The organism is Paraburkholderia sediminicola, from assembly GCF_046026675.1.
In the GTDB taxonomy this organism is placed as follows: Bacteria; Pseudomonadota; Gammaproteobacteria; order Burkholderiales; family Burkholderiaceae; genus Paraburkholderia; species Paraburkholderia sediminicola_F.
In genome coordinates this window covers 2,232,275-2,252,316 of record NZ_JAQQEY010000001.1, presented here as the reverse complement: position 1 = coordinate 2,252,316, position 20,042 = coordinate 2,232,275, and the positions used below count along the sequence as shown (strand labels likewise).

The following is a 20,042-nucleotide window of genomic DNA, read 5'->3' as shown; positions in this document are numbered from 1 at the left end:
TCCGTGATGTTTCGATATCGTTTCGAGCGCGCTTCAACATCGGTTCGAGCGCTTTGATCGGGCAGAGCGCCTTCAATGACGGCGACAGGAAAAGTCTAGGGAGTCAAAAAAGCGTTCTGGATTTGCTTTTTCTTATTGTGATAACGCTGGGTTATCGCGCGCGGCCGGATCGGGTTAGCGCGAGGGGCCGGGCCCATGCGGGCCGCACGGCAATGGGTATTTGGGAGCATGGCCGGGGTTTTTCCAGCGGTGTACCATCGATTCAAGCCGTCAGCCACAGGTTGATGCCGAGCGTGATTCCTCTTTCTCCAACGGTTCATCCGACCGCTCTAACCCGTGAAATACAACCAGTTGCGCGCTTTAGTGGCGATTGCCCAGCACGGCAGCATTCGCGCCGCGGCCAAAACAGTGTGTCTGTCCCAGCCCGCGTTGACCAAGGCGATTCGTGAGCTCGAACAGGAGTTGGGTGTGCCGCTGGTGTCGCGCAGCGCGCGTGGTGCACAACTCACGCAGTTCGGCCAGGCCGTGTGTGCGCGCGCGAGGCTCATCCTGGCTGAAATGCAGCACGCGAAAGACGACGTGGTCCATCTATCCGGTCAGGCGGGCGGGACCGTATCGTGTGCAGTCACGCCGCTGGTGTCGCTGAAGTTTCTGTCGCGCGCCATTCACTCGTTCCGGCAGCGCATGCCGAAGACGCGGCTCTCAGTTCAGGAAGGTTTCCTGACGGCAGCATTGGCACGGCTGCGCGATGGCTCGCTCGACTTCGTGATCGCGATCGTCGACGAAAAGAAGCTCGCGCCGGAATTCATGTTCCGCTCATTGCTCGAAGGCGAGTTGATCATTTCCGCGCGCAAAGGGCACCCGTTGGCGAATGCCGAATCGATCGCGGATCTGGAAGGCGCGGAATGGATGCTGAACACCACGCCCGAAAGCATTGGCCAGTCGTTACAGGATTTTTTCGTGCAGCATGGGGCAAGCGCGCCGAACGTGGTGGTGGAGTGCAGTTCGTTCAGTGCGAGTTTTTCGCTATCGGTGAATAGCAATCTTCTGTCGTGTTGTCCGAAGAGCTTTCTGGAGGCAGAGTGGATTCGCGAGCGGCTCGTTTCAGTGCCGGTGCGTGAACTATTGCCGCGCGTGTCGGTAGGGATCATCTCGCGACGCGACGCATTGAATACGTCCGCCTGCGATTATCTGATCGACTGTTTCGTTGAAGCCGTCACGGCTGTGCCGCAGTTTCAGTTCGACACCGATAGCGCGGGCGTGGTTTAGGGGCCACGCGCCGCGGCCGCATTCAATTGCTCCCGTCGCCCGTCAATGCGATGCCGAGCGCTTGATGCGGTGGAAATTGCGATCGAAATAGATCAAACCATCGCCGTCCGTGCGCACGCTGATGCAGGTGGTTTTGACGAACATGACCGAGTGCGAACCCACTTCCTTGAGATCGACGATCTCGCCCTGCAGACTCGCGAGTGCGTCGCGCAGGACCGGCACGCCGTGCATGCCGTCGTCCCAGATCGGCCAGCCGAAGCGTTCTTCCATCGGTACCTGCGTCATGCCGGCGAAGTGTCGCGCGAGCAGTTCATGCTCGCCGGGCAGTACGTTGATGCAAACGTGCCGGTTGCGTTCGAAGGTGGCGTGCATCGCGCTCGAACGGTTCAGGCAGACGAGCAGCGTGGGCGGCGTATCGGTGACGGAGCACACGGCGCTCGCGGTGACGCCGCAGCGTCCATGCGGACCGGCGGTCGTGATGACATTCACGGCCGCGGATAGATGCGCCATGGCCTGACGGAATTGCTGCCTGGCTGCCAGATCGGGGTCGGCGGCGGGAGTCGCTTGCGTTACTTGTGAGTTCGGCGTCATGTTCTGGGTTCCTGGGGGCGCGGTAGGGATCTGGATTCAAGCGTAATCAATCCACGCGTGGAAAAAAATCAGCGCGAGCGGTGCGCGTAGAGGCCTCTTTCCCAGTCCGTCTAAAGGTTTCCCCAATGCATGTCTGCACGGTGCCGCGTATGAGTGACTTTTATCTCCGCTACAGGGTAATTATCGCTTTGCAGCGCTTTTTCCACTGGTTATCATGGGCCCGCAAGACGCTTCGAATCGCATCCATCCCGAACCGTTCCACTCACTCCATGTCCCAGCAGCCTCAGTCCGCTTTGTCCCTCGCACCGATCGTCTATATCGTCGACGACGACAACGGCATGCGTACCTCGCTCGCATGGCTGCTCGAGTCGGTCGGCGTGAAGTCGGCGGGCTTCGCTAGCGCGAGTGAATTTCTGAGCGCGTTTGATCCGGGCATACCCGCGTGTCTCGTGCTCGATGTGCGCATGCCGGAGCAAAGCGGCTTCGACGTGCAAGCCGAGTTGAACCGTCGAGGCGCGACGCTGCCGATCATTTTCGTCAGCGGTCACGGCGACATTCCGATGTCGGTGCGTGCTTTGCAGAACGGCGCGATCGATTTCGTCGAGAAGCCGTATAACTCGCAGCAGATGCTCGATCGCGTGCAGCGTGCGTTGAAACTTGCCTCGCAACGTTATGCCGCTGATCAGAAGCAGCGCGAGTTACGCAAGCGCCTCGCGTCGTTGACGGCGCGCGAGAAAGAAGTGCTGCGCGGTGTGATCGACGGCAAGGGCAGCAAGCGTATCGCCTCCGATCTGTCCATCAGCGTGAAGACTGTCGACGTGCATCGCGCGAGCATCAAAGACAAACTTGGCGCGGCGTCTATCGCGATGCTGGTGCGCGACGTGATGGCGGTGTGGGATCAGGAGGCGGCTGCGTCGGGCACTTAACGCATGAACAAGCCACCGTTCACATCCCAGCATGCGCCGTTTGCAAAGTAAGCGTTCTCAGCGGCCAGCATGACCGCGACATCGGCGACATAGTCCGCTGAGCCCAGACGTCCCGCCGGAATGTTGGCGATCACTGCCTTCAGTTTGTCGGCCGCGACGCTCTCGTGCACGATCGGCAGATCCATCGGCCCAGGGGAAATCGCGTTCACCGTCACGCCCGCTGCGCCGAGGTCACGTGCGAACACCTTGGTCAACGTAATGACGCCACCTTTGGCCGCCGCATAGTGCGCGCCGGTGGCCGATCCGCCGTTCTGTCCGGCTAGGGATGCGATGTTGACGATGCGGCCCGCGCCGGCGTCGGCGAAGTGCTGGCCGAACACCTGGCAGCCGAACAGCACGCTGCGCAGATTCACGTTGATCACCTGATCGAACTGCTCGGCGGTGATCTCCATCACGGATACGACTTTGGATGCGCCCGCGTTGTTGATCAACGCGTCGATGCGGCCCCAGCGTTGCAGGATCGCATCGCGCGCGGATTCGAATGCGCTCTTCGAGGTGACGTCGAGATTCAGTGCGAAGGCGCTCGAGCCGTCGGCGCTCAGATCGCGGGCGAGGGCCTGTGCGGCATCGAACGCAATGTCGGCGACGGCTACCGCATAACCCGCTGCATGAAAGCGCGTGGCAATCGCGGCGCCAAGACCGCGCGCGGCGCCGGTGACAAGTACGACTCTTTTCTGCATTGCTTTTTACTCCGTGAGAAGAGCGGCTTCAAATCGCGCCGCAATCGCGCACACCTGTTCATCCGCCCCTTTGCGTCCCACGATCTGCAAGCCGGCCTTGAGCGGCGAGCCATCGATAGGCAAGGGCAAGCTCAGCGCCGGATGTCCGCTCAGATTGAACGGCCGGATCAATGACGACATGGCGATGACCGGGGTGCCGCCGCGCGCCTCATCGAGCGTGATCGGCAGCGCGGGAAGTGTGGGCAGAATCAATACATCGACGCTTTCAAGCGCGTGATCGACAGCGGCTGTGAATTGCCGACGTACCGACTCCGCCGTTTCGCATTGCGCCGCGGTTGTGTTCGCAGCGGCGCGCAGCCGTGCGTCGAGATCGGCACCGAGCTTGCCGCTTGCCACGAGATGGCCGAACGCATGAAAAGTTTCTACGTTGATGATCGCGAGGCCTGCTTCGAAGGCGGTGGCAAGCCCTGCAAGTTCCAGCGTGCGAGCGGTGCAATCAGCCTGGTCCGCTGCGCGCGTAACGGCTTTAAGGATTTCCGGCATGGCGTCGACCTGCACGATACCGACGTTCCACGCGCCGCTTCGTGCCGTCTGGGCCGTATGTGAGTCGAAGTCGGCGGTGATCGCCTGCATCGCGGCGACGATCATCTGCATCTCGCGCGCGAACGGCCCGACGCAATCGAGCGTCGATTCACGCGGTGCGACGCCGCGCCGCGAGACGCGTCCAAAAGTCGGCTTCAAACCGATCACGCCACAACACGCAGCGGGGCCGCGAATCGATCCACCGGTATCCGTGCCAAGCGCGGCATCGGCAAGCTTCAAGCCAACGGCTGCCGCCGACCCACTCGACGAACCGCCTGGAATACGCGAGGCGTCCTGGGGATTTTGCGGCGTGCCGGTGAAATCGTTGATGCCCGTCATGCCGAACGCCAGTTCGTGCATATTTGCCTTGCCGACGATGTGCCAGCCGGCATCGAGCAGGCGCTCTACGGCTTCCGCGTGCTGTTGCGCGGGCGGTGCGTCGGCCAACGCGCGGCTCGCCGCCGTGGTTGCATAGCCGGCGATATCGATTGAGTCCTTGATGGCGATGCTGGGGCCCGAGCCGCCTATCGACAAAGTCTGGATAAACTCATTCATGGGTTCGGTTTCCTTGCGTTGACTTGCCAGGGTGCATCGAAAAGACGTTCGGTGCGAAAGTGCGTGATGAGCCAGTCGCGGCCATTGCCGGCGGGCGCGAAATCCACGTCGAGGCGCGCCGAGATCAACTCGGCTTGCGCATCGACATAGCCGGACGTTTGCAGCATGACCCAACGGCCTTTCGCGTTTGTGCCTTGCACCTCGATGGTTTCCGACGTGAGGAAATGCACGTTGACCGAGAAATGCGGCGACGGTGGCAAGTAGCGGGTGAGCATCGCGAGAATTTCCGCGTGACCGGTGAGGTGGCCGAACTTGCTCGCGTACTGTGGGCCGATGCCTTCCCAGATCGCGTCGGCAGCGAAGAGAGCCGCGAGCGTCTCGCCTTCGAGCGCACCTGAAGGCACGTCGCAGAGCGCCATATAGCGCGCCATCGTGCGGCGCACCGCCGATTCGGCTTCGAGCGCTGCAAGCCGTTCGGTCAACCTGACAAGCGTATCCGGGTTCTCATTCATCGCATCATGCTCCGGCGTGGTCAAGCCGCGTTGGCGTGTTGCGGCGGCACTTGCAGCGCGCGACCAACGCGTGCTTCGATCTTGCCGTAGCGCCACAGGTTGTATTCGCCGACCGGCGTGGTGCGATACAGATTGCACACCGCCACGGCGGTATCGAAGTCGCGCACGTCGGCCATGATGTAGAAGGTCCACGGTGAGTTGTCGGCATTGCCGACGGTGAGGCGGTCGTCGTCCATGATGCCGAGCACGCTGACGCCGTCCATTGATTCGACCGCCGCCAGCATCTTGCCGTAGGCCTGCCAGACTTCGCCAATCTTCTCGCGTGGCAAGTCGAAGAAATTCTGCGTTACGCCGCAGCAGAACAGAACGCGCAAGGGCAGCTTCGGGTTATCGGACATTGTGTGGTTCTCCATGAAATCGTTTAAACGGCAAAATCAGAAAATGGCTTACAGGTAGCCCGGAATCGGCGGCACGCCGACGAACACCGCACCGGCGCCGTCGAAGTTGCCCTCGCCAAGAAACGCGTGCTGCGTGACTACCATCGCGTCGCGCACCAGGCGCTGCAGCGGATGTGAGCGATAGATCGCCGTCGTGCCACCGAGCCGGTAGGCGCGCTGCACGACCTCGGCGCCTTCGCGGGCGATCTGCGTCGCGGCGAGCCGCAGCAGGCTGGTTTGCTCGGGTGTAACGGGGTTGCCGGCGAGGATCGATTGCCAGACGTCGTCGGTGGTGTCGTAGAAGAACGCGCGAGCCGAACGCAACTGCGCTTCGGCTTTCGCCAGTTCGATCCGGTAATAGGCACGGTCGGCGAGTTGCGGCGCACCGGTCGTCGTCTTGCGTCCGCCGGCCATCTGGTTGGCGACATCGAGCGCCGCGCGTGCGAGGCCGAGGTTGACTACGGCCAGCACCTGCGCCGCGTAGGCGATGGTCGGATAGCGATACAGCGGTTCGTCCACGCACGGTTCGCCGCCCCGCACGAAGGTCCAGTCGTCGGTGACGAACTGATCGGTGACGCGCAGGTCGTGACTGCCGGTGCCTTGCATGCCGACCACATCCCAGTTCTCGACGATCTCGACCTGATGTGGACGGAACACGGCGGTGCGTGGTTTGCCGGGCGCGCCTGAGGCGCCCGCAGTGGGGCCGGCCGCGCCAATCCCCACGCCGAGCCAATCCGCGCCCTTGCAGCCGCTTGCGAATTTCCACGTGCCGTTCACCCGCCAGCCGCCATCGGCGGGCTGAGCGGCTTGCACCGGGAAGAGGCCGCCTGCGAATACCTGATCGGGACCGTCGGCGTAGATATGCGCCTGCGTGGCCAGAGGCAAGGCCGCGAGATACACGTTCGCCGAGCCGAAACTCGCGACCCAGGCCGCCGAACCGTCCGCGACCGCGATACGTTCGATCATGTCGAGAAACGCGGTAGGCGCGAGCGCATCGCCGCCGAAACGCTTAGGCGTTGCCGCGCGATACACGCCTGCGCGCTTGAGTTTGGCGATGACATCGCGCGGCACATGCGAGAGGCGATCGAACTCTTCGCGGCGTGCGGCGATTTCGACGATGACGTCGACGAGCGGCAAACGCGTTGCATCGCGGCTGGCTTGTGCGACGGCGGCAACAGTGTCGATGGCGGTGTCTGACATGGCGGGGCATCTCCTTGATTCGTTATCGGCTGGAACACGAGGCACGTTTCGGTCGCGGGCAAAGAGGCCGGCGACGGCGCGTGCAGGGTGAGGCCAGTCTAGAAATGCAAAAAGAACGCTTCAATTGGGACGCGAGACGTGTTTTTAGGTACGGCGCCGGGGGTATCTAAAGAAATCTTCAGACGCGAATCATGCCGACTGGTGTTATGTTCCTCCACGTACGCGATCGAACTTTTGTGCCGCCTCGCCCGATGAATTTTCCCGCCGAAGAAGATTTCCACCGCCTGCTCGACGCGCTGACGCTGTGCGTGCTGCTGCACGACGCCGAAACGAAGGCGATCGTGTGGGCCAATCGCGCGGCCTGCGAGGCGCTCGGTTTCACGCTTGAGGAAATGCTGCCGCTCAAGGCGAAAGACATGACTCGCCCGGTGCCGAAGTACCGGCGCGAGATCGGCGTCGGGGCCATGGACCGTGCGATCACGGAAGGCCCGCAGGTCTACGAGTGGTGTTACCGCTCGCGCACGGGCGCCGATATGCTGTCCGAAGCCATTGCAACCTACGTGCCCTTGCAGGAGCGCGCGGTGGTGATGGTGCAGTTCCGCGACATCAGCGTCGAAGACACGCTCAAGCAAACGCTGCGGCGCTACGAGTCGCGCTTGCGCGAGTTCATGCAGGATCTCGGTGAGGGCGTGGCCGTACTGACGCCCGCGGGCGAAGTGGAATTCGTGAGCGAATCCGGACGGCGCGTGCTGGGTCTGGATGAGGGCGCGCCGATGGGCGACGTGCTCGACTATTGCAGCGAGCCGGATCGCGACCGCCTGCTCGAACAGCTCGCCACCGCACCGCGCATCCAGCCTTCGCCACCGCAGCGTTATCGCATCACGCGCCGCGACGGTACGCCGGGCTGGCTGCGCATCACGTGCAGACGAATCGAGATCGAAGACGACCTCAATGGCCGCCTGCTGCACTTTCGCGATATCACGGACGAAGTCGCTGTCGAAGAGGCGCGCCGTAACGAGGCGCGGCTGCTGGAATACGCGGGGCGCTACAACGCGATGGGCGAAATGGCGACCGCCATCGCGCACGAGTTGAGCCAGCCGCTCGCCGCGGTGCGCAATTTCATCGAGGGCGCGATTTTGCGGCTCGGGCAACCCGGTCCCATCGACGATGCGCTGTGGGGCCTGCGCAGCGCCGATCGCCAGGCCGAGCATGCGGCGGTGATCATCAAGAGCGTGCGCGATTACATTGTCAAGCGGGAGCCGAGCGAGACCTATGCGGACTTGCGTGACGTTATCGCGGATGTCGCGTACTTCATCGAATTGCGCGCGAGAGACTCGGGGGTTGCGGTCACCATCGAGCAGGCGCCCGAAGCCTTGCCGGTGTATTGCGAGCGCGTGCTGATTGGCCAGGTGGTGCTGAATCTGGCCTTCAATGCGATCGAGGCGCTGACGGGTTGCACAAATGCCGCTGCGCGGCGCGGTGAATTGCGCCTCGCCACCAGCCTGCGTGGAAAATATGCGCTCGTGCAGGTCATCGACAATGGCCCGGGCGTGCCCGCCGAAGCGCATGGCCGCCTGTTCGACGGGTTTTCTTCGTCGAAGGCGGGTGGCAACGGCATTGGTTTGTCGCTGTGCAAAAACATCGTCACGCGGCATGGCGGCGAAATCTGGGCCAAACCGGCACGGCAGGGCGGCCTTCAATGCAGCTTCACGCTGCCGATTATGGCCGTTCCCACCGGCTGATCGCATTTCAGTCATGCGCTGTGTTGATGTTCTTCGGAATGGTCACGAGCGTGATCGCGGTGATGAGACCGAAGCCGATCAACATCAATGCGACCGGCCATGGCGCATGGAACTTCGAATACAGCGCGATAGCGACCAGAGGCGCGAGTCCGCCGGAAAACACCGAGGCGATTTCATGGCCTAGCGCCATGCCCGAATAGCGGACCTCGGTCGGAAAGAGTTCACCCATCAGCGCGGGTTGTGTGCCGATCATCGCGGCGTGGCAGAAGGGCAAGCCTAACGCGAGCGAGAGAAACACGAGCAGCGGTTCATGCGTATCGATCAGCCAGAACGCGGGAAACGCGATCACAACGAGGCCGAGCGCGCCGATCATATACACCGGCCGCCGTCCGATCACATCTGATAGCCGCCCCCACAGCACGATCGTGGCGAGTTCGAGCAGCATCGCGAGCATCACGCCGCCGAGCATGACCGAGACTGGCACGCCGATCGTCTTGCCGTACACCAGCACGAACGAGAGGAAGATATACGTGCCGCCGTTTTCAGCGACACGCAGCCCCATTGCTTGCAACACCTGTTTGGGGTGATTGCGCAGCACGGTCAGCACCGGCATGTGCTTCGGTTTGGCCGCGGTGAAATCGCGGCTCTCCGGAAGGCTCCGACGAATATAGACACCGACGCCGAAGATCAGCACGCTCGCGAGAAACGGCAAGCGCCAGCCCCAGGACATGAAGCTTTCCACCGGCAGCCGCTGCACCAGATAAAACGCGGCCGCCGACAGCACGAAGCCGCCCGCCACACCCAACTGACTGAACGATGCGTAGTAGCCACGGCGATTCGCCGGCGCGCTCTCGCTGATGAGCAGCACGCCACCGCCCCATTCGCCGCCGGACGCGATGCCTTGCACGACCCGCAAAGAGATGAGCGCGACAGGCGCGAGAAAGCCAATCTGCGAGAACGTCGGCAACAGGCCGATGCCGAAGGTCGCCACGCCCATCATCATCAGCGTTACGACGAGCGCGCGTTTGCGGCCATGCCGGTCGCCGATGTGGCCGAACACGATGCCGCCCAGCGGCCGCGCCAGGAAGCCGATCGCAAAGCCTGCAAACGCGGCGAGGGTGCCCATGAGCGGGTCGCCGTGCAGCGGGAAGAACAGCGGCCCGAAGATCAGGGCCGCGGCGGTGCCATACAGAAAAAAGTCGTACCACTCGAGCGCGTTACCGAGCACGGAGGCGATGATGATCCGCCTAAGTGTCCGCGAGGTCGCAGGCGCCGCTGGCGTGGCGGCTGATACGGCCGTGGGAGAAAGCGTGTCGTTTGGCATCGTCGTGCTCGCTGGTTCGCTTGTGGGAGGAAGGGACGCTAGCGCCCGAGTGACTTCGCGGTCTGGCCGCCGATGCCGAAGTCGGTATTGGGAATGTCCTTGATCATCACGCGGGTGGCGTCGAGCGGCGAGTCGAGCAGAGAAGCACTCGTTTCACTGAGCATGGCGATCAGCGCGGTCTTTTGCGCAGGCGTGCGGCCTGCAATCAGGATTGCGACGATCATGAGCAGCGATGCGCGGCTGCTTGCACGATCCGCTGCGCTCGAGCCGCCGATGCCGAAATCGTGCGGCGGCAATTCGCTCAGCAGAATCCGCACCGATTCAGCGGGTGCGCCGATCGCGTCGACGGTGGCCTGAGTGAGACCGGCAATCAGTTGCGTTTTACGCGCTTCTGCGTGACCGGCCGGTAGATAAACCTCTAGTGTGGGCATCGTTTTGCTTCGCTTGCGTTTCCAGGGATCAGAGCAGAAACCCGATCGCGCTGAGCGCTTCGGTTGAATCGATCAGGCGGATCACCTTCTGCACGATGCGCGGCTCGCCGCTCGCGAAACTGATGCGATGCGTGAGATCCGCCGCGAACAGGGTCGACTTGCCGCGTTTGTACGCGACGATGATCTGCGCTGAGCTCACCTCGACCTCGTCGCTCGTATCGCTCGTCAGCGTGAACCGCGAGACTGTGCGCACGGTGCGGGCGGCGTCGCTCGCCGAGGCCGAATAGCCGGACGTCATGCGTTGCACACGCTTTTCACGCATGTCCTGATCGTCGTACGCATAATTCAGCGTGGCGGCGAAGTCAGTGGTGTCGTGATCGATCGGCACCACGTAGAAGCCTGCCGGGTCCCACAGCGAAAGCCACGCGTGATAGTCCTTGCGGTCCAGCAATTCGGCTTCCCGCCAGATCAGTTCGATTGCGCCTGCAAAAGTCTGCTGAGAGAACAGCGTGTTCCTGTCGTCCATCATGCCTGCTCCATCATCGTGCGCCATTGCGCGTACGCTTCGCGCATCCCCGTTTCGTCGGTAGCATGGGCGGTCTTTTCGCCGTTCGGCGCCGTGCTCTCGCGATTCAGGCCGCGGTTCACGAGGATCGGCAGATCGGGCCCAGCATGCGAGCCGCGCTGCACGCGTTCCCATGCTTCGGCGTCGTCCGGGCTGCCGAAACCGAACGGGCCCTGGAAGTGTTCGTGAATGCGCAGACGCACGCGGTTCGCTTCGTCCGGGCCGCCGTCCATGGCCAGGGCGACGTGACGGATCTCCGTCTCGTTCGCGGAGATGGGCCGCAGCACGCGGAAAAACGCCATCGACAGTGCGAGGTTCGGAAACAGATTCAGGTTGAAGCCGACGCCCATCAGCGAGCGCACGATGCGGCGCACTTCGTCGGGCGTATGCTTTTCGCCAAGCGTGGCGGCGAGCTCCTGGAAGCGTTCAGGAATGGGTGCGCCGTCGTCCCTGTCGAGATCGACGAGCTCCGGCACCAGCACGGCAAGGCTATGGCCGTTGCCGAGCGAGCGGCAGAAGGCTTCGTCGCTCGTCATGAAGCTCGTGATCGCCGCGGCGGTTTCGTCGTCGATCGATTTCATCCACGACTTGTGGACGACCGGGAAGTGATACAGGTCGGTGGTGTTTTCGAGCTGAATCTTCCAGTTACCGTTAAAGCGGAAACGATGTTCGCCGTTGGCTTTGATCGGATAGCCCGCGCCCTGTTTCATGAACAGATCGATCCACGGCTTGGCGCCACCGAGGAAATCCTCGAGCGGCTCGATCTCCTGATTGAAGCTCGCGAAGATCAGGCCTTGATAGATGCCCACGCGCAGGCTGGCGAGCGGCAACTCGGTCTTGTCGATCACGCCTTCATAGCCGTCGCCATAGGGCAGTGCGCGCAATGCGCCGTCGAGGCCATAGGTCCAGCTGTGGTACGGGCACGTGAAGCCTTTTGCATTGCCCTTGTGCTGCTCGCAGACCGTCGCGCCGCGATGGCGGCAGCGGTTCTGCAGCACGTTGACGGCGCCGCTCTTGTCGCGCACCACGATCACCGGCTGCCGGCCGATCGTGGTGGTGCGGAAGTCGCCCGGATTCGGCAGTTCGCTTTCGTGCGCGACCCAGATCCACGTCTTGTAGAAAATGCGCTCGAGCTCGGTTTCGAAAACCGCCGGGTCGTAGTACAGCGACGGGGCGACGCGGTCGGACTGCGCGCGCTGGTACAAGGCGCTTGCGTCGACGGTCTGATATGAGGAATCGCTCATCGTGTTTGTAGGTGGGGTGGTCGATGAAGCACAGTCTCGTTCACTCACTGATATGCGTCAAATTGATCTAAAATAAAATATAAAATCAATCTCATGGATATCTCGATGAATTCACTGGACCACGTTGACCTCAATCTGCTACGCGTTTTCCAGGCGATCGTCGAGGAACGCAGCCTCACGCGGGCCGGCCAGCGCCTTGCTCTGTCGCAGCCGGCGATCAGTTATTCATTGGGGCGTTTGCGGACGCTGTTCGACGATCCGCTGTTTATCCGCACGCGCGCCGGCATGCAGCCCACGCCGATCGCACTCGAACTGTCGGGCATCGTCGCGCGGGCGCTGGATACGGTGCGTGAAGCGCTGCGTTATGCGGAGCATTTCGATCCGGCGGTAAGTACGCGCACGTTCCGCTTGTCGCTCTCCGATGCGGGGGAGTTGGCGTACTTGCCGCCGATTTGCGAGGCGTTGCATCAGCAGGCACCGCGTGTGAAATTGCGTATTGAGCCGCTGCCGGTGGAAGAAATCGAAGATGCGTTGCGCGGCAGCCGGCTCGATTTTGCAATCGGCAATCTGCCGACATTGACCGCGCGCACGCGTCATCAAGCGTTATTCGAAGAGACCTACGTTTGCATGACGCGCAAACGGCGTGGCTTACCGCGCACGAAGGAACTGGCGATGAAAGCGTTTCTGGATGCGTCGCACGTGCAGATCACGTCGGTCGAACACAGCCATTACGCACTCGACGATGCGTTTCGCGCGCAAGGTGTGGGCCGGCATATTGCGTTGGAACTACCGCATTTCGTGGCCTTGCCGAGCGTGCTGGCCGTGACCGATCTGTTCGCGACGCTGCCGCGCCGTCTCGCACAGATTTTCAATCGAGACGACGGCTTTCAACTCTACGAGTTGCCGGTTACGTTGCCGATGGCGGCAGTCACGATGCATTGGCACGAGCATTTCGATCAGGACGAGGGCAACGTGTGGTTGCGCAATCTGATGGGCGATATCGTGCGGCGGTTTGATGAGCGTTGAGACGGGAGTGCGGCTGGACGCTCATATGGCCGATGCACTTCGGCAACTGACATTCGTCTCTCAGTGTTGCCCTGAACTGGGCAGCCGGATGCATACAGCCGATCCGGGTGTTCGCACCCCTGGTTCCGCCATGGCAATGGAAGCGGTGTATCAGGTTTTCTATCGTAAGCCTTTGAGCTATGAGACCGCCTGCCATCTTCGTGGCCGATCCGGACAGGTGGCCGGAGTAGCCGTCCGGCGTGCTTTTCCGCGATGACGCCACGATGCAGGTAAAGCATTCGCTGTGCCTGTCAGGCCGAACAGCATCGGTCGGAGAATGGCCGCTTCACCTCGGGAAGCGCCGCCGCATGGTTATCCCGGATGCCATGTCGGTCGATCGTTAGACGAAGTCCGCGCTTACATCACTACGGCTCAAAGGACGTGTGCGCTAGCGCACGCAAGATGCCGGAAGCCTTGAAAGTCAGGTTGAAACTTTTGGGAAGTAGTCCATACTTCCAACCACCCCACCTTCAGGCAGCCGGTCCGTCGTTCGAGTTAACGACAATGCGGCGGACCCGAAACAGCCTGCTCTCTTTCCCCCCACCGCCAGGGAAGTTCGCCATGATTTCCGCTCCATTCACGCGGCGCGCGTTCGTTAAAGGAACCGCGTCGGCAATCGCACTTGCGTCACTCCCCAGGCTAGGCGTCGGAGCGACGCCCACCGTGATCAGGCTAGAGTGGCAAACATTCAAGACGACGCCGCACTATGCATCGTATCTGAACGCGGTTAAAACGATGAAGGCCAATACCAATTCCGCCACGCCTGCGTCGTGGCAGTACTGGGTCAACGTTCACCTCAATTATTGCCCTCACGATCTGCCGTATTTTCTGACGTGGCATCGTGGTTATATCTATTATTTCGAGGAGCAGTTGCGAACCGTATCCGGTGATAGCGGCCTGATCCTTCCCTACTGGGATTACTACACGTATCCCGTCATGCCGTCGGAATTCACGGATACGGCCAGTGGCAATCCGCTCTACGTTTCGCGAGTGAACACGAACGTCTATCAGGCGCTCTCTCTGAGTCCGTACGGAACCAGCGTGACAAACTTTCAGCGCGGCCTGAGCAACGCATTCGAAACCTTGCTGGAGAGCGTGCCGCACGATGCGGTGCACGACATCATCGGCGGTGATATGGGCGACATTACGACGGCCCCGATAGATCCGATTTTCTATTTGCATCATTGCAACCTCGACCGCTTGTGGAACGCGTGGTCGCTGCGCTCGACGAGCAAGGTACCTGCGGCGAGCAATAGTTACTGGAACGGTAGCTTTACATACGCAAGCGGTCTGACAATGACGAAGTCCCGTACGCGCACGACGAAGGGGCTCGGCTACGACTATGCCAACGACAAGATGCCCACCGTATTGCCGCCACAGGCGCGTGACGGGAGGATTATTCGTGTGCAAGGACAGACCATGCCGAATCAGACACGCCCGGCAGTAGCCGCATTGACGACGACCCCGCCGCGCACCGTGTCCTCCACGCGTGAGTCGTTGGGGGGCGTGACGAACGTGTCGCTAGGCAACAACTCCTTGAGCGCCGCCATTCCGCTTCAGGCAACCAGCACGAACACACTGCAGAGTGTGCTCACGACTTCGCCTGCAGTGGGTCTGGGCAATTCGTCAGCGGCAACAAGTGCGAGCCCACTGGCCGCGACCCCGGCCACCAAGTTCCCGTACGTGAAGCTCGTTCTCGATGGCTTGGCCATTGCGCAGGCGGCCAAAGCCGGGGGGTTCTTCTACAACGTGTATATCAATTTGCCCGCTACCGGAGACGTGAGTGCCGCAGCGGCGCCGCACTTCGTCGGCACGCTCGGCTCTTTCGAAGTTTCGACCGCGGCACATCACGGCATGAACATGATGAGCTACGACGTGACCGATCTGCTGGCGCAGCAAGGTGTGACCAAACTGTCTCAGATCGTGGTTTCGTTCGTGCGTATCAATGCTGCCGGCTCGCCGACCGGCAACGCGATCGCTATTCAGGAGATACGAATCGAGCTAGGCACGGATACGCCCTAGTGGATCGAGCGACGCGGCTACGATGGGTAGAGGACAACGACGCAGGTTGACAGTCTCGAAGCGGCATACGCCCGAAGTCTCGCGGCGACTGGAGCGATCGTCATTTCGCGGTTGGAGAGACGCTCGTCTTCGGAATCGACATCAGCGGCGGCATGGGCAGCGGAATGATGTCTTCGGGGCAGCCCGCAGCGCCGATTAAGAGGCGCTTGGAGCCCGCTTCAAGCGTCCTCCGCATCTTCACCCCGCTTGAACAACTCCCGCGCCAGCGAACACAGCAGCGTCGTTGCCGGCGATTCATCCTGCAGGCGTCGGCTCATGATGATCGGCGATGCGATATTAGCCGCCGGAACCGGCCGGTACACCACGCCATGCGCGCGCAAACCTTCGACGCTCTCCGGCACGAGACACACGCCGACCTGCGCCGCAACCAGCCCCAGCGCCGTTTGCAATTCCCTCACTTCATGAACCGCCTTCGGCTCCAACGCATGGTCGTGCATTGCCGATAGCTGCTGGTCCGCATAGCTCGGCCGTGGCGTGCTCGGATAGACGATCAGCGTTTCCTCAGCAAGCGCAGCAAGCGTCAGCGCTTTCTTCTGGCGTGCGAGCGGATGGTTTTGCGGCAGCGCGGCAATCATCCGTTCTTCGACGAGCACTTCGCGCGCCAGTTGCGCGTCGTCGAAACGCAAGCGGCCGAAACCCACGTCGATACGGCCGCCTTTAAGGGCGCCGAGTTGCTCGATCGTGAACATTTCGATCAGCGACAACTCGATATGCGGCGCTGCCTCACGAAATGCGCGGATCACCGCGGGCAAGGCGCCATAGAGCGTGGACGGCACGAAGCCGATCACGATACGTTCGGCCAACTGCGCGAGGCGCCGCGTGAGCGGGGCGAGTTCGTCGGCATCGTCGACCAGACGCTTGGCCTGCGTATAGAAGATGCGGCCGGCTTCGGTCAACCGCAGCGGCCGCGAACCGCGTTCGAACAGCGCGAGGCCAACGCTTTCCTCGATCTGCTGGATCTGGCGGCTAAGCGGCGGCTGCGTCATATGCAGGCGATTGGCGGCCCGCGTGATGTTCATTTCTTCGGCGACCGCGATGAAATAGCGGAGTTGGCGAAGTTCCATGCATACCCCTAAGGTATGGAAGTAGTCGGAATCGGTGTTGGACTGCTTCGCGGGTTGTTTCTACTATGGGTCTCTCATGAAAGCAGTTCAGGAGAGCACCGAATGATAGCAACACCCGTGAAGATCGAGAGCGTGGAGACGATTCTCGTCGACGTACCGACGATTCGTCCGCACCGGCTTTCGGTTGCAACGATGAACTGCCAGACGCTCGTGCTGGTGCGCATCCGCTGCGCCGACGGCGTGGTCGGCGTGGGCGAGGGCACGACCATTGGCGGCCTTGCATACGGCGAGGAAAGCCCGGAAAGTATCAAGGTCAACATCGATACGTACTTCGCGCCGCTGCTCAAAGGCATGGACGCAACCCGTCCAGGTGCGGCAATGGCGAAGCTGCGCGCGCTGTTTCAGGGCAACCGCTTTGCGAAATCCGCAGTTGAAACCGCTTTGTTCGATGCCCAGGCGCAGCGTCTCGGCGTGCCCTTGTCGGAACTGTTCGGCGGGCGTGTACGCGATTCGGTGGATGTGGCGTGGACTCTCGCAAGTGGCGACACGACCCACGATATCGACGAAGCCGAGCGCGTTTTTGAAACGAAGCGGCATCGCGTGTTCAAGCTGAAGATCGGTTCGCGCGCGCTTGCCGACGACGTCGCGCACGTCGTGGCGATTCAGAAAGCACTGGAAGGCCGCGGTGAAGTGCGTGTCGACGTGAACCAGGCATGGACCGAATCCGAAGCGATCTGGGCTGGCAAGCGCTTCGCCGATGCAGGCGTTGCACTGATCGAGCAGCCGATTGCCGCGGAGAACCGAGCGGGCCTCAAACGTCTGACGGATCTCGCTCAGGTGCCGATCATGGCGGACGAAGCGTTGCACGGCCCGGCGGACGCCTTCGCCATCGCCAGCGCGCGTGCGGCCGACGTCTTCGCCATCAAGATCGCGCAATCGGGCGGCCTGATTGGCGCCGCGCAGGTGGCGGCGATTGCGCTCGCCGCGAACATCGACCTGTATGGCGGCACGATGCTCGAAGGCGCGGTGGGCACGATTGCCTCGGCGCAGCTCTTCAGCACCTTCGGCGAACTGAAGTGGGGCACCGAACTCTTCGGACCGTTGCTGCTGACCGAAGAGATTCTCACTGAGCCGCTGCGCTACGAAAACTTTGCATTGCATCTTCCACAAGGACCCGGTCTCGGCATCACGCTCGACTGGGACAAGATCGACCGCTTGCGGCGCGATACGCGCAAAGGCGCAAGCGTCACCACGAACTGACGGTTCATCCGCTAACCGCCGAGAACATTAAACGAAGGAGATACCGCATGAACAAGCAAGCTATCGACACGCTTCTGCAGAAGATCAACGACAGCGCCACCCATGATGGCAATCCGCGCACGAAGCAGATCGTCAACCGCATCATTCAGGATATGTTCTATACGATCGAGGACCTCGACGTTCAGCCGGCCGAGTTCTGGACCGCGCTGAATTATCTGGGCGACGCGGGCAAGAGCGGTGAGCTCGGTCTGTTGGCCGCGGGTCTCGGCTTCGAGCATTTTCTCGATCTGCGCCTCGACGAAGCGGAAGCGAAGGCCGGTATAGAGGGCGGCACGCCGCGCACCATCGAAGGCCCGTTGTACGTGGCTGGCGCACCGGTGTCCGACGGACATGCACGGCTCGATGACGGCACCGATCCCGGCCAGACGCTGGTGATGCGTGGCCGCGTGTTCGGTGAAGACGGCAAGCCGCTCACGAATGCGCTGGTTGAAGTGTGGCATGCGAATCACCTTGGCAATTACTCGTACTTCGACAAGTCGCAACCGGCCTTCAATCTGCGACGCTCGATTCGCACGGATGCCGAAGGCAAGTACAGCTTCCGCAGTGTGGTGCCGGTCGGTTACTCGGTGCCGCCGCAAGGGCAGACGCAGTTGCTGCTCGATCAGTTGGGCCGTCATGGGCATCGTCCGGCGCATATCCACTTCTTCGTGTCGGCGCCGGGCTGCCGCAAGCTGACCACGCAGATCAACATCGACGGCGATCCGTATCTGTGGGACGACTTTGCGTTCGCCACGCGCGACGGCCTCGTGCCGGCCGTCAAGCAGGCCGAGGGCGCGGAAGGCAAGCCCTACGGCGTGGAAGGCCAGTTTGCGCTGATCGACTTCGACTTCACGCTGTTCAGGGAACGCGACAACCTGCCGGGCGCTGAAGTGGAACGCCTGCGCGCCGAAGCCTGAGACCGTGGCTGTGGCGCTCTAACGCGCCGATGCCTGAAAACGCATACACATACCGCATGAATCAATCGACCCTGGCTGCGCAGCGGAGTATTCCGCGTAGTCGGGGTTTTTCATTACCGATCAGAAAAGGAGAGCCAGCATGCTGTTTCACGTTGAGATGACCGTCAACCTGCCGCTCGATATGGACGCCGAGCGCGCCGCGCGCTTGAAAGCCGATGAGAAAGCCATGTCGCAGAAGCTGCAGGAAGAGGGCGTATGGCGGCACTTGTGGCGCATCGCCGGGCGCTACGCAAACATCAGCGTGTTCGATGTGGAAAGCCCCGCGCACCTGCATGACGTGCTGAGCCAGTTGCCGCTGTTTCCGTATATGGATATCGAAGTGCGCGCACTGTGCCGACATGCATCGTCGATTCGCGACGACGACCGGTAAGGGCGCGGAAAGGAAGAAGGTGCTGCGAATGCAGCACCTGGTTTGCATTAAAAAGTCTTAGAGATCGAGCACCAGCAGCGGTGACGTGGCGCGCGAGACGCAGCAGCAGATCACTTTGCCGCTTGCCCTTTCTGCTTTGCTCAGACAGTGGTCGCGATGCTCGGGCGTGCCGCTCACCACCTCGACCATACAGGTCCCGCATACCCCTTCGCCGCATGAGGTATCGACTTCGATACCGATCGACGCCAGCGCTGCGACGATCGTCGTATTTTTATCGACATGGACGGTAGCGCCGCTGCTGGCGATCTGTACATCGAATGCATCGCGCGCGTTCGCTTCTCTGCTAGCCGCCGAAGCGGGCTCGGCGGCGAAGCGTTCAAGGTGAATCGCCTCGGCAGCCACGCGCTGTTCGCCGATCGCCACCACGCGCTCCATGAAGGGCCCCGGGCCGCAGGTATAAATGTGCGAACCCTCTTGCGCATTGGCCACGCAGCCGGCCAGCACAGCATCGAGTTGTTCTTTCTCGACGCCGAAATGCAGCCGCACGAAATCACTGAACGGTGCGCGCGACAGCAAGGGCAAGAACGCCGCGTGCTCCGCGCTACGCGCGAAATAATGCAGCACGAAGCGCTCGTTCTGCTTGAGCAGGCGATAGGCCATGCTCAACAGCGGCGTGACGCCAATGCCTGCGGCAATCAGAATGTGCTCGCTCGCGCCGGACGCAAGCTGGAACAGATTGCGCGGCGCGCCGATCGTCAATTCGCTGCCGACAGTCACTTCGTCATGCAGCGAGCGCGAGCCGCCGCGCGACGCCTCTTCACGCTTGACGGCAAACAGGTGCGCCTCACGATGATCCGGGTCGCCGCATAAGGAGTATTGCCGCGTGACGCCCGAGGGTCCGGTGACGTCGATATGCGCGCCGGGCTCGTAATGGTCGAACGGTTGTCCGTCCAGACGCGAGACGCTGAACGAGCGCACACCGTGCGCTTCGTCACGCACGCTATCGACGCGTACGCTGAAGGTGGTTCTTTCCATGATCTTGCTGGCCAAAGGACAGAGAGGGGCTG

The 20,042-nt window shown here is 61.8% G+C and carries 20 protein-coding genes; 8 read left to right on the top strand and 12 right to left on the bottom strand.

All coding sequences use genetic code 11. The features are described 5' to 3' along the window. Positions 1-336 precede the first annotated feature (336 nt). Entirely contained in the window at positions 337-1,269 is a 933-nt protein-coding gene (locus PQQ86_RS09785; protein ID WP_408266116.1) for a LysR substrate-binding domain-containing protein, read from the top strand. Positions 1,270-1,311: 42 nt separating this feature from the next. Here PQQ86_RS09785 and hpaC read toward each other — a convergent pair whose 3' ends face one another. Then, positions 1,312-1,860, bottom strand: coding sequence for a 4-hydroxyphenylacetate 3-monooxygenase, reductase component (hpaC, locus tag PQQ86_RS09780; protein WP_408266115.1), 549 nt, complete (start codon positions 1,858-1,860; stop codon positions 1,312-1,314). A gap of 269 nt (positions 1,861-2,129) precedes the next feature. On the opposite strand from hpaC, the gene PQQ86_RS09775 reads away from it, so the two are divergent. Beyond that, entirely contained in the window at positions 2,130-2,786 is a 657-nt protein-coding gene (locus PQQ86_RS09775; protein WP_408266113.1) for a response regulator transcription factor, read from the top strand. On the opposite strand, the gene PQQ86_RS09770 is transcribed toward PQQ86_RS09775, so the two are convergent. Genes PQQ86_RS09770 through PQQ86_RS09750 form a run of 5 tightly spaced genes read right to left on the bottom strand, consistent with a single transcriptional unit; the run spans position 2,783 to position 6,812 of the window. Next, positions 2,783-3,526 (bottom strand): SDR family NAD(P)-dependent oxidoreductase, encoded by a 744-nt coding sequence (locus PQQ86_RS09770; RefSeq protein WP_408266111.1) that lies wholly within the window; start codon positions 3,524-3,526, stop codon positions 2,783-2,785. The two genes, PQQ86_RS09775 and PQQ86_RS09770, sit on opposite strands and share 4 nt — an antisense overlap. 6 nt (positions 3,527-3,532) lie before the next feature. Beyond that, complete coding sequence (locus PQQ86_RS09765) at positions 3,533-4,663, bottom strand: amidase (protein WP_408266109.1); 1,131 nt, start codon at positions 4,661-4,663, stop codon at positions 3,533-3,535. Then, positions 4,660-5,175: a nuclear transport factor 2 family protein gene (locus PQQ86_RS09760; protein ID WP_408266107.1), complete on the bottom strand. Its 516-nt coding sequence runs from the start codon at positions 5,173-5,175 to the stop codon at positions 4,660-4,662. Before PQQ86_RS09760 ends, PQQ86_RS09765 begins: the two co-directional genes overlap by 4 nt. 20 nt (positions 5,176-5,195) lie before the next feature. Next, the gene (locus PQQ86_RS09755; RefSeq protein ID WP_074283434.1) at positions 5,196-5,573 is read right to left on the bottom strand and encodes a hypothetical protein; all 378 of its coding nucleotides are present in this window, start codon (positions 5,571-5,573) and stop codon (positions 5,196-5,198) included. A 48-nt stretch (positions 5,574-5,621) separates the two neighbouring features. Beyond that, positions 5,622-6,812, bottom strand: a complete 1,191-nt coding sequence (locus PQQ86_RS09750) for an acyl-CoA dehydrogenase family protein (RefSeq protein ID WP_408266105.1) — start codon at positions 6,810-6,812, stop codon at positions 5,622-5,624. A gap of 251 nt (positions 6,813-7,063) precedes the next feature. Between PQQ86_RS09750 and PQQ86_RS09745 the strand changes: the two genes are divergently transcribed. After that, positions 7,064-8,554, top strand: coding sequence for a PAS domain-containing sensor histidine kinase (locus tag PQQ86_RS09745; protein WP_408266103.1), 1,491 nt, complete (start codon positions 7,064-7,066; stop codon positions 8,552-8,554). Between the two features lie 7 nt (positions 8,555-8,561). Here PQQ86_RS09745 and PQQ86_RS09740 read toward each other — a convergent pair whose 3' ends face one another. Genes PQQ86_RS09740 through PQQ86_RS09725 form a run of 4 tightly spaced genes read right to left on the bottom strand, consistent with a single transcriptional unit; the run spans position 8,562 to position 12,118 of the window. Further along, on the bottom strand, positions 8,562-9,878 hold the full coding sequence (locus PQQ86_RS09740) for an MFS transporter (RefSeq protein ID WP_408266101.1): 1,317 nt from the start codon (positions 9,876-9,878) through the stop codon (positions 8,562-8,564). Positions 9,879-9,916: 38 nt separating this feature from the next. After that, complete coding sequence (locus PQQ86_RS09735; protein WP_408266099.1) at positions 9,917-10,309, bottom strand: tautomerase family protein; 393 nt, start codon at positions 10,307-10,309, stop codon at positions 9,917-9,919. Positions 10,310-10,337: 28 nt separating this feature from the next. Further along, positions 10,338-10,838 (bottom strand): aromatic-ring-hydroxylating dioxygenase subunit beta, encoded by a 501-nt coding sequence (locus tag PQQ86_RS09730; RefSeq protein ID WP_408266098.1) that lies wholly within the window; start codon positions 10,836-10,838, stop codon positions 10,338-10,340. Beyond that, positions 10,835-12,118, bottom strand: a complete 1,284-nt coding sequence (locus PQQ86_RS09725) for an aromatic ring-hydroxylating oxygenase subunit alpha (protein WP_408266096.1) — start codon at positions 12,116-12,118, stop codon at positions 10,835-10,837. The genes PQQ86_RS09730 and PQQ86_RS09725 overlap by 4 nt, the downstream gene beginning before the upstream one ends. A 105-nt stretch (positions 12,119-12,223) precedes the next feature. On the opposite strand from PQQ86_RS09725, the gene PQQ86_RS09720 reads away from it, so the two are divergent. Beyond that, the gene (locus tag PQQ86_RS09720) at positions 12,224-13,144 is read left to right on the top strand and encodes a LysR family transcriptional regulator (RefSeq protein ID WP_408266094.1); all 921 of its coding nucleotides are present in this window, start codon (positions 12,224-12,226) and stop codon (positions 13,142-13,144) included. Between the two features lie 702 nt (positions 13,145-13,846). Continuing rightward, positions 13,847-15,205 carry a tyrosinase family protein gene (locus PQQ86_RS09715; protein WP_408266092.1) on the top strand — a complete coding sequence of 453 codons (1,359 nt, stop codon included), beginning with the start codon at positions 13,847-13,849 and terminating at the stop codon, positions 15,203-15,205. 218 nt (positions 15,206-15,423) lie between these two features. Here the strand turns inward: PQQ86_RS09715 and PQQ86_RS09710 are convergent, their stop codons facing one another. Beyond that, positions 15,424-16,329 (bottom strand): LysR family transcriptional regulator, encoded by a 906-nt coding sequence (locus PQQ86_RS09710; protein ID WP_408266090.1) that lies wholly within the window; start codon positions 16,327-16,329, stop codon positions 15,424-15,426. A 102-nt stretch (positions 16,330-16,431) separates the two neighbouring features. Between PQQ86_RS09710 and catB2 the strand changes: the two genes are divergently transcribed. The 3 genes from catB2 (at position 16,432) to catC (ending at position 18,975) form a co-directional block, all read left to right on the top strand. Next, the gene (gene catB2 / locus PQQ86_RS09705; RefSeq protein WP_408266088.1) at positions 16,432-17,589 is read left to right on the top strand and encodes a muconate cycloisomerase CatB2; all 1,158 of its coding nucleotides are present in this window, start codon (positions 16,432-16,434) and stop codon (positions 17,587-17,589) included. Positions 17,590-17,636: 47 nt separating this feature from the next. Beyond that, positions 17,637-18,545: a catechol 1,2-dioxygenase gene (catA, locus tag PQQ86_RS09700; RefSeq protein ID WP_408266086.1), complete on the top strand. Its 909-nt coding sequence runs from the start codon at positions 17,637-17,639 to the stop codon at positions 18,543-18,545. A 139-nt stretch (positions 18,546-18,684) separates the two neighbouring features. After that, positions 18,685-18,975, top strand: a complete 291-nt coding sequence (catC, locus tag PQQ86_RS09695; RefSeq protein WP_211607055.1) for a muconolactone Delta-isomerase — start codon at positions 18,685-18,687, stop codon at positions 18,973-18,975. 57 nt (positions 18,976-19,032) lie between these two features. Here the strand turns inward: catC and PQQ86_RS09690 are convergent, their stop codons facing one another. After that, positions 19,033-20,010 carry a PDR/VanB family oxidoreductase gene (locus PQQ86_RS09690; protein WP_408266085.1) on the bottom strand — a complete coding sequence of 326 codons (978 nt, stop codon included), beginning with the start codon at positions 20,008-20,010 and terminating at the stop codon, positions 19,033-19,035. Positions 20,011-20,042 lie beyond the last annotated feature (32 nt).

Coding starts and splice junctions, on each gene's coding strand:
- hpaC (WP_408266115.1), bottom strand. CDS start 1,860: ATGACGCCGAACTCACAAGTAACGCAAGCGACTCCCGCCGCCGACCCC.
- PQQ86_RS09775 (WP_408266113.1), top strand. CDS start 2,130: ATGTCCCAGCAGCCTCAGTCCGCTTTGTCCCTCGCACCGATCGTCTAT.
- PQQ86_RS09770 (WP_408266111.1), bottom strand. CDS start 3,526: ATGCAGAAAAGAGTCGTACTTGTCACCGGCGCCGCGCGCGGTCTTGGC.
- PQQ86_RS09765 (WP_408266109.1), bottom strand. CDS start 4,663: ATGAATGAGTTTATCCAGACTTTGTCGATAGGCGGCTCGGGCCCCAGC.
- PQQ86_RS09760 (WP_408266107.1), bottom strand. CDS start 5,175: ATGAATGAGAACCCGGATACGCTTGTCAGGTTGACCGAACGGCTTGCA.
- PQQ86_RS09755 (WP_074283434.1), bottom strand. CDS start 5,573: ATGTCCGATAACCCGAAGCTGCCCTTGCGCGTTCTGTTCTGCTGCGGC.
- PQQ86_RS09750 (WP_408266105.1), bottom strand. CDS start 6,812: ATGTCAGACACCGCCATCGACACTGTTGCCGCCGTCGCACAAGCCAGC.
- PQQ86_RS09745 (WP_408266103.1), top strand. CDS start 7,064: ATGAATTTTCCCGCCGAAGAAGATTTCCACCGCCTGCTCGACGCGCTG.
- PQQ86_RS09740 (WP_408266101.1), bottom strand. CDS start 9,878: ATGCCAAACGACACGCTTTCTCCCACGGCCGTATCAGCCGCCACGCCA.
- PQQ86_RS09735 (WP_408266099.1), bottom strand. CDS start 10,309: ATGCCCACACTAGAGGTTTATCTACCGGCCGGTCACGCAGAAGCGCGT.
- PQQ86_RS09730 (WP_408266098.1), bottom strand. CDS start 10,838: ATGATGGACGACAGGAACACGCTGTTCTCTCAGCAGACTTTTGCAGGC.
- PQQ86_RS09725 (WP_408266096.1), bottom strand. CDS start 12,118: ATGAGCGATTCCTCATATCAGACCGTCGACGCAAGCGCCTTGTACCAG.
- PQQ86_RS09720 (WP_408266094.1), top strand. CDS start 12,224: ATGAATTCACTGGACCACGTTGACCTCAATCTGCTACGCGTTTTCCAG.
- PQQ86_RS09710 (WP_408266090.1), bottom strand. CDS start 16,329: ATGGAACTTCGCCAACTCCGCTATTTCATCGCGGTCGCCGAAGAAATG.
- catB2 (WP_408266088.1), top strand. CDS start 16,432: ATGATAGCAACACCCGTGAAGATCGAGAGCGTGGAGACGATTCTCGTC.
- catA (WP_408266086.1), top strand. CDS start 17,637: ATGAACAAGCAAGCTATCGACACGCTTCTGCAGAAGATCAACGACAGC.
- catC (WP_211607055.1), top strand. CDS start 18,685: ATGCTGTTTCACGTTGAGATGACCGTCAACCTGCCGCTCGATATGGAC.
- PQQ86_RS09690 (WP_408266085.1), bottom strand. CDS start 20,010: ATGGAAAGAACCACCTTCAGCGTACGCGTCGATAGCGTGCGTGACGAA.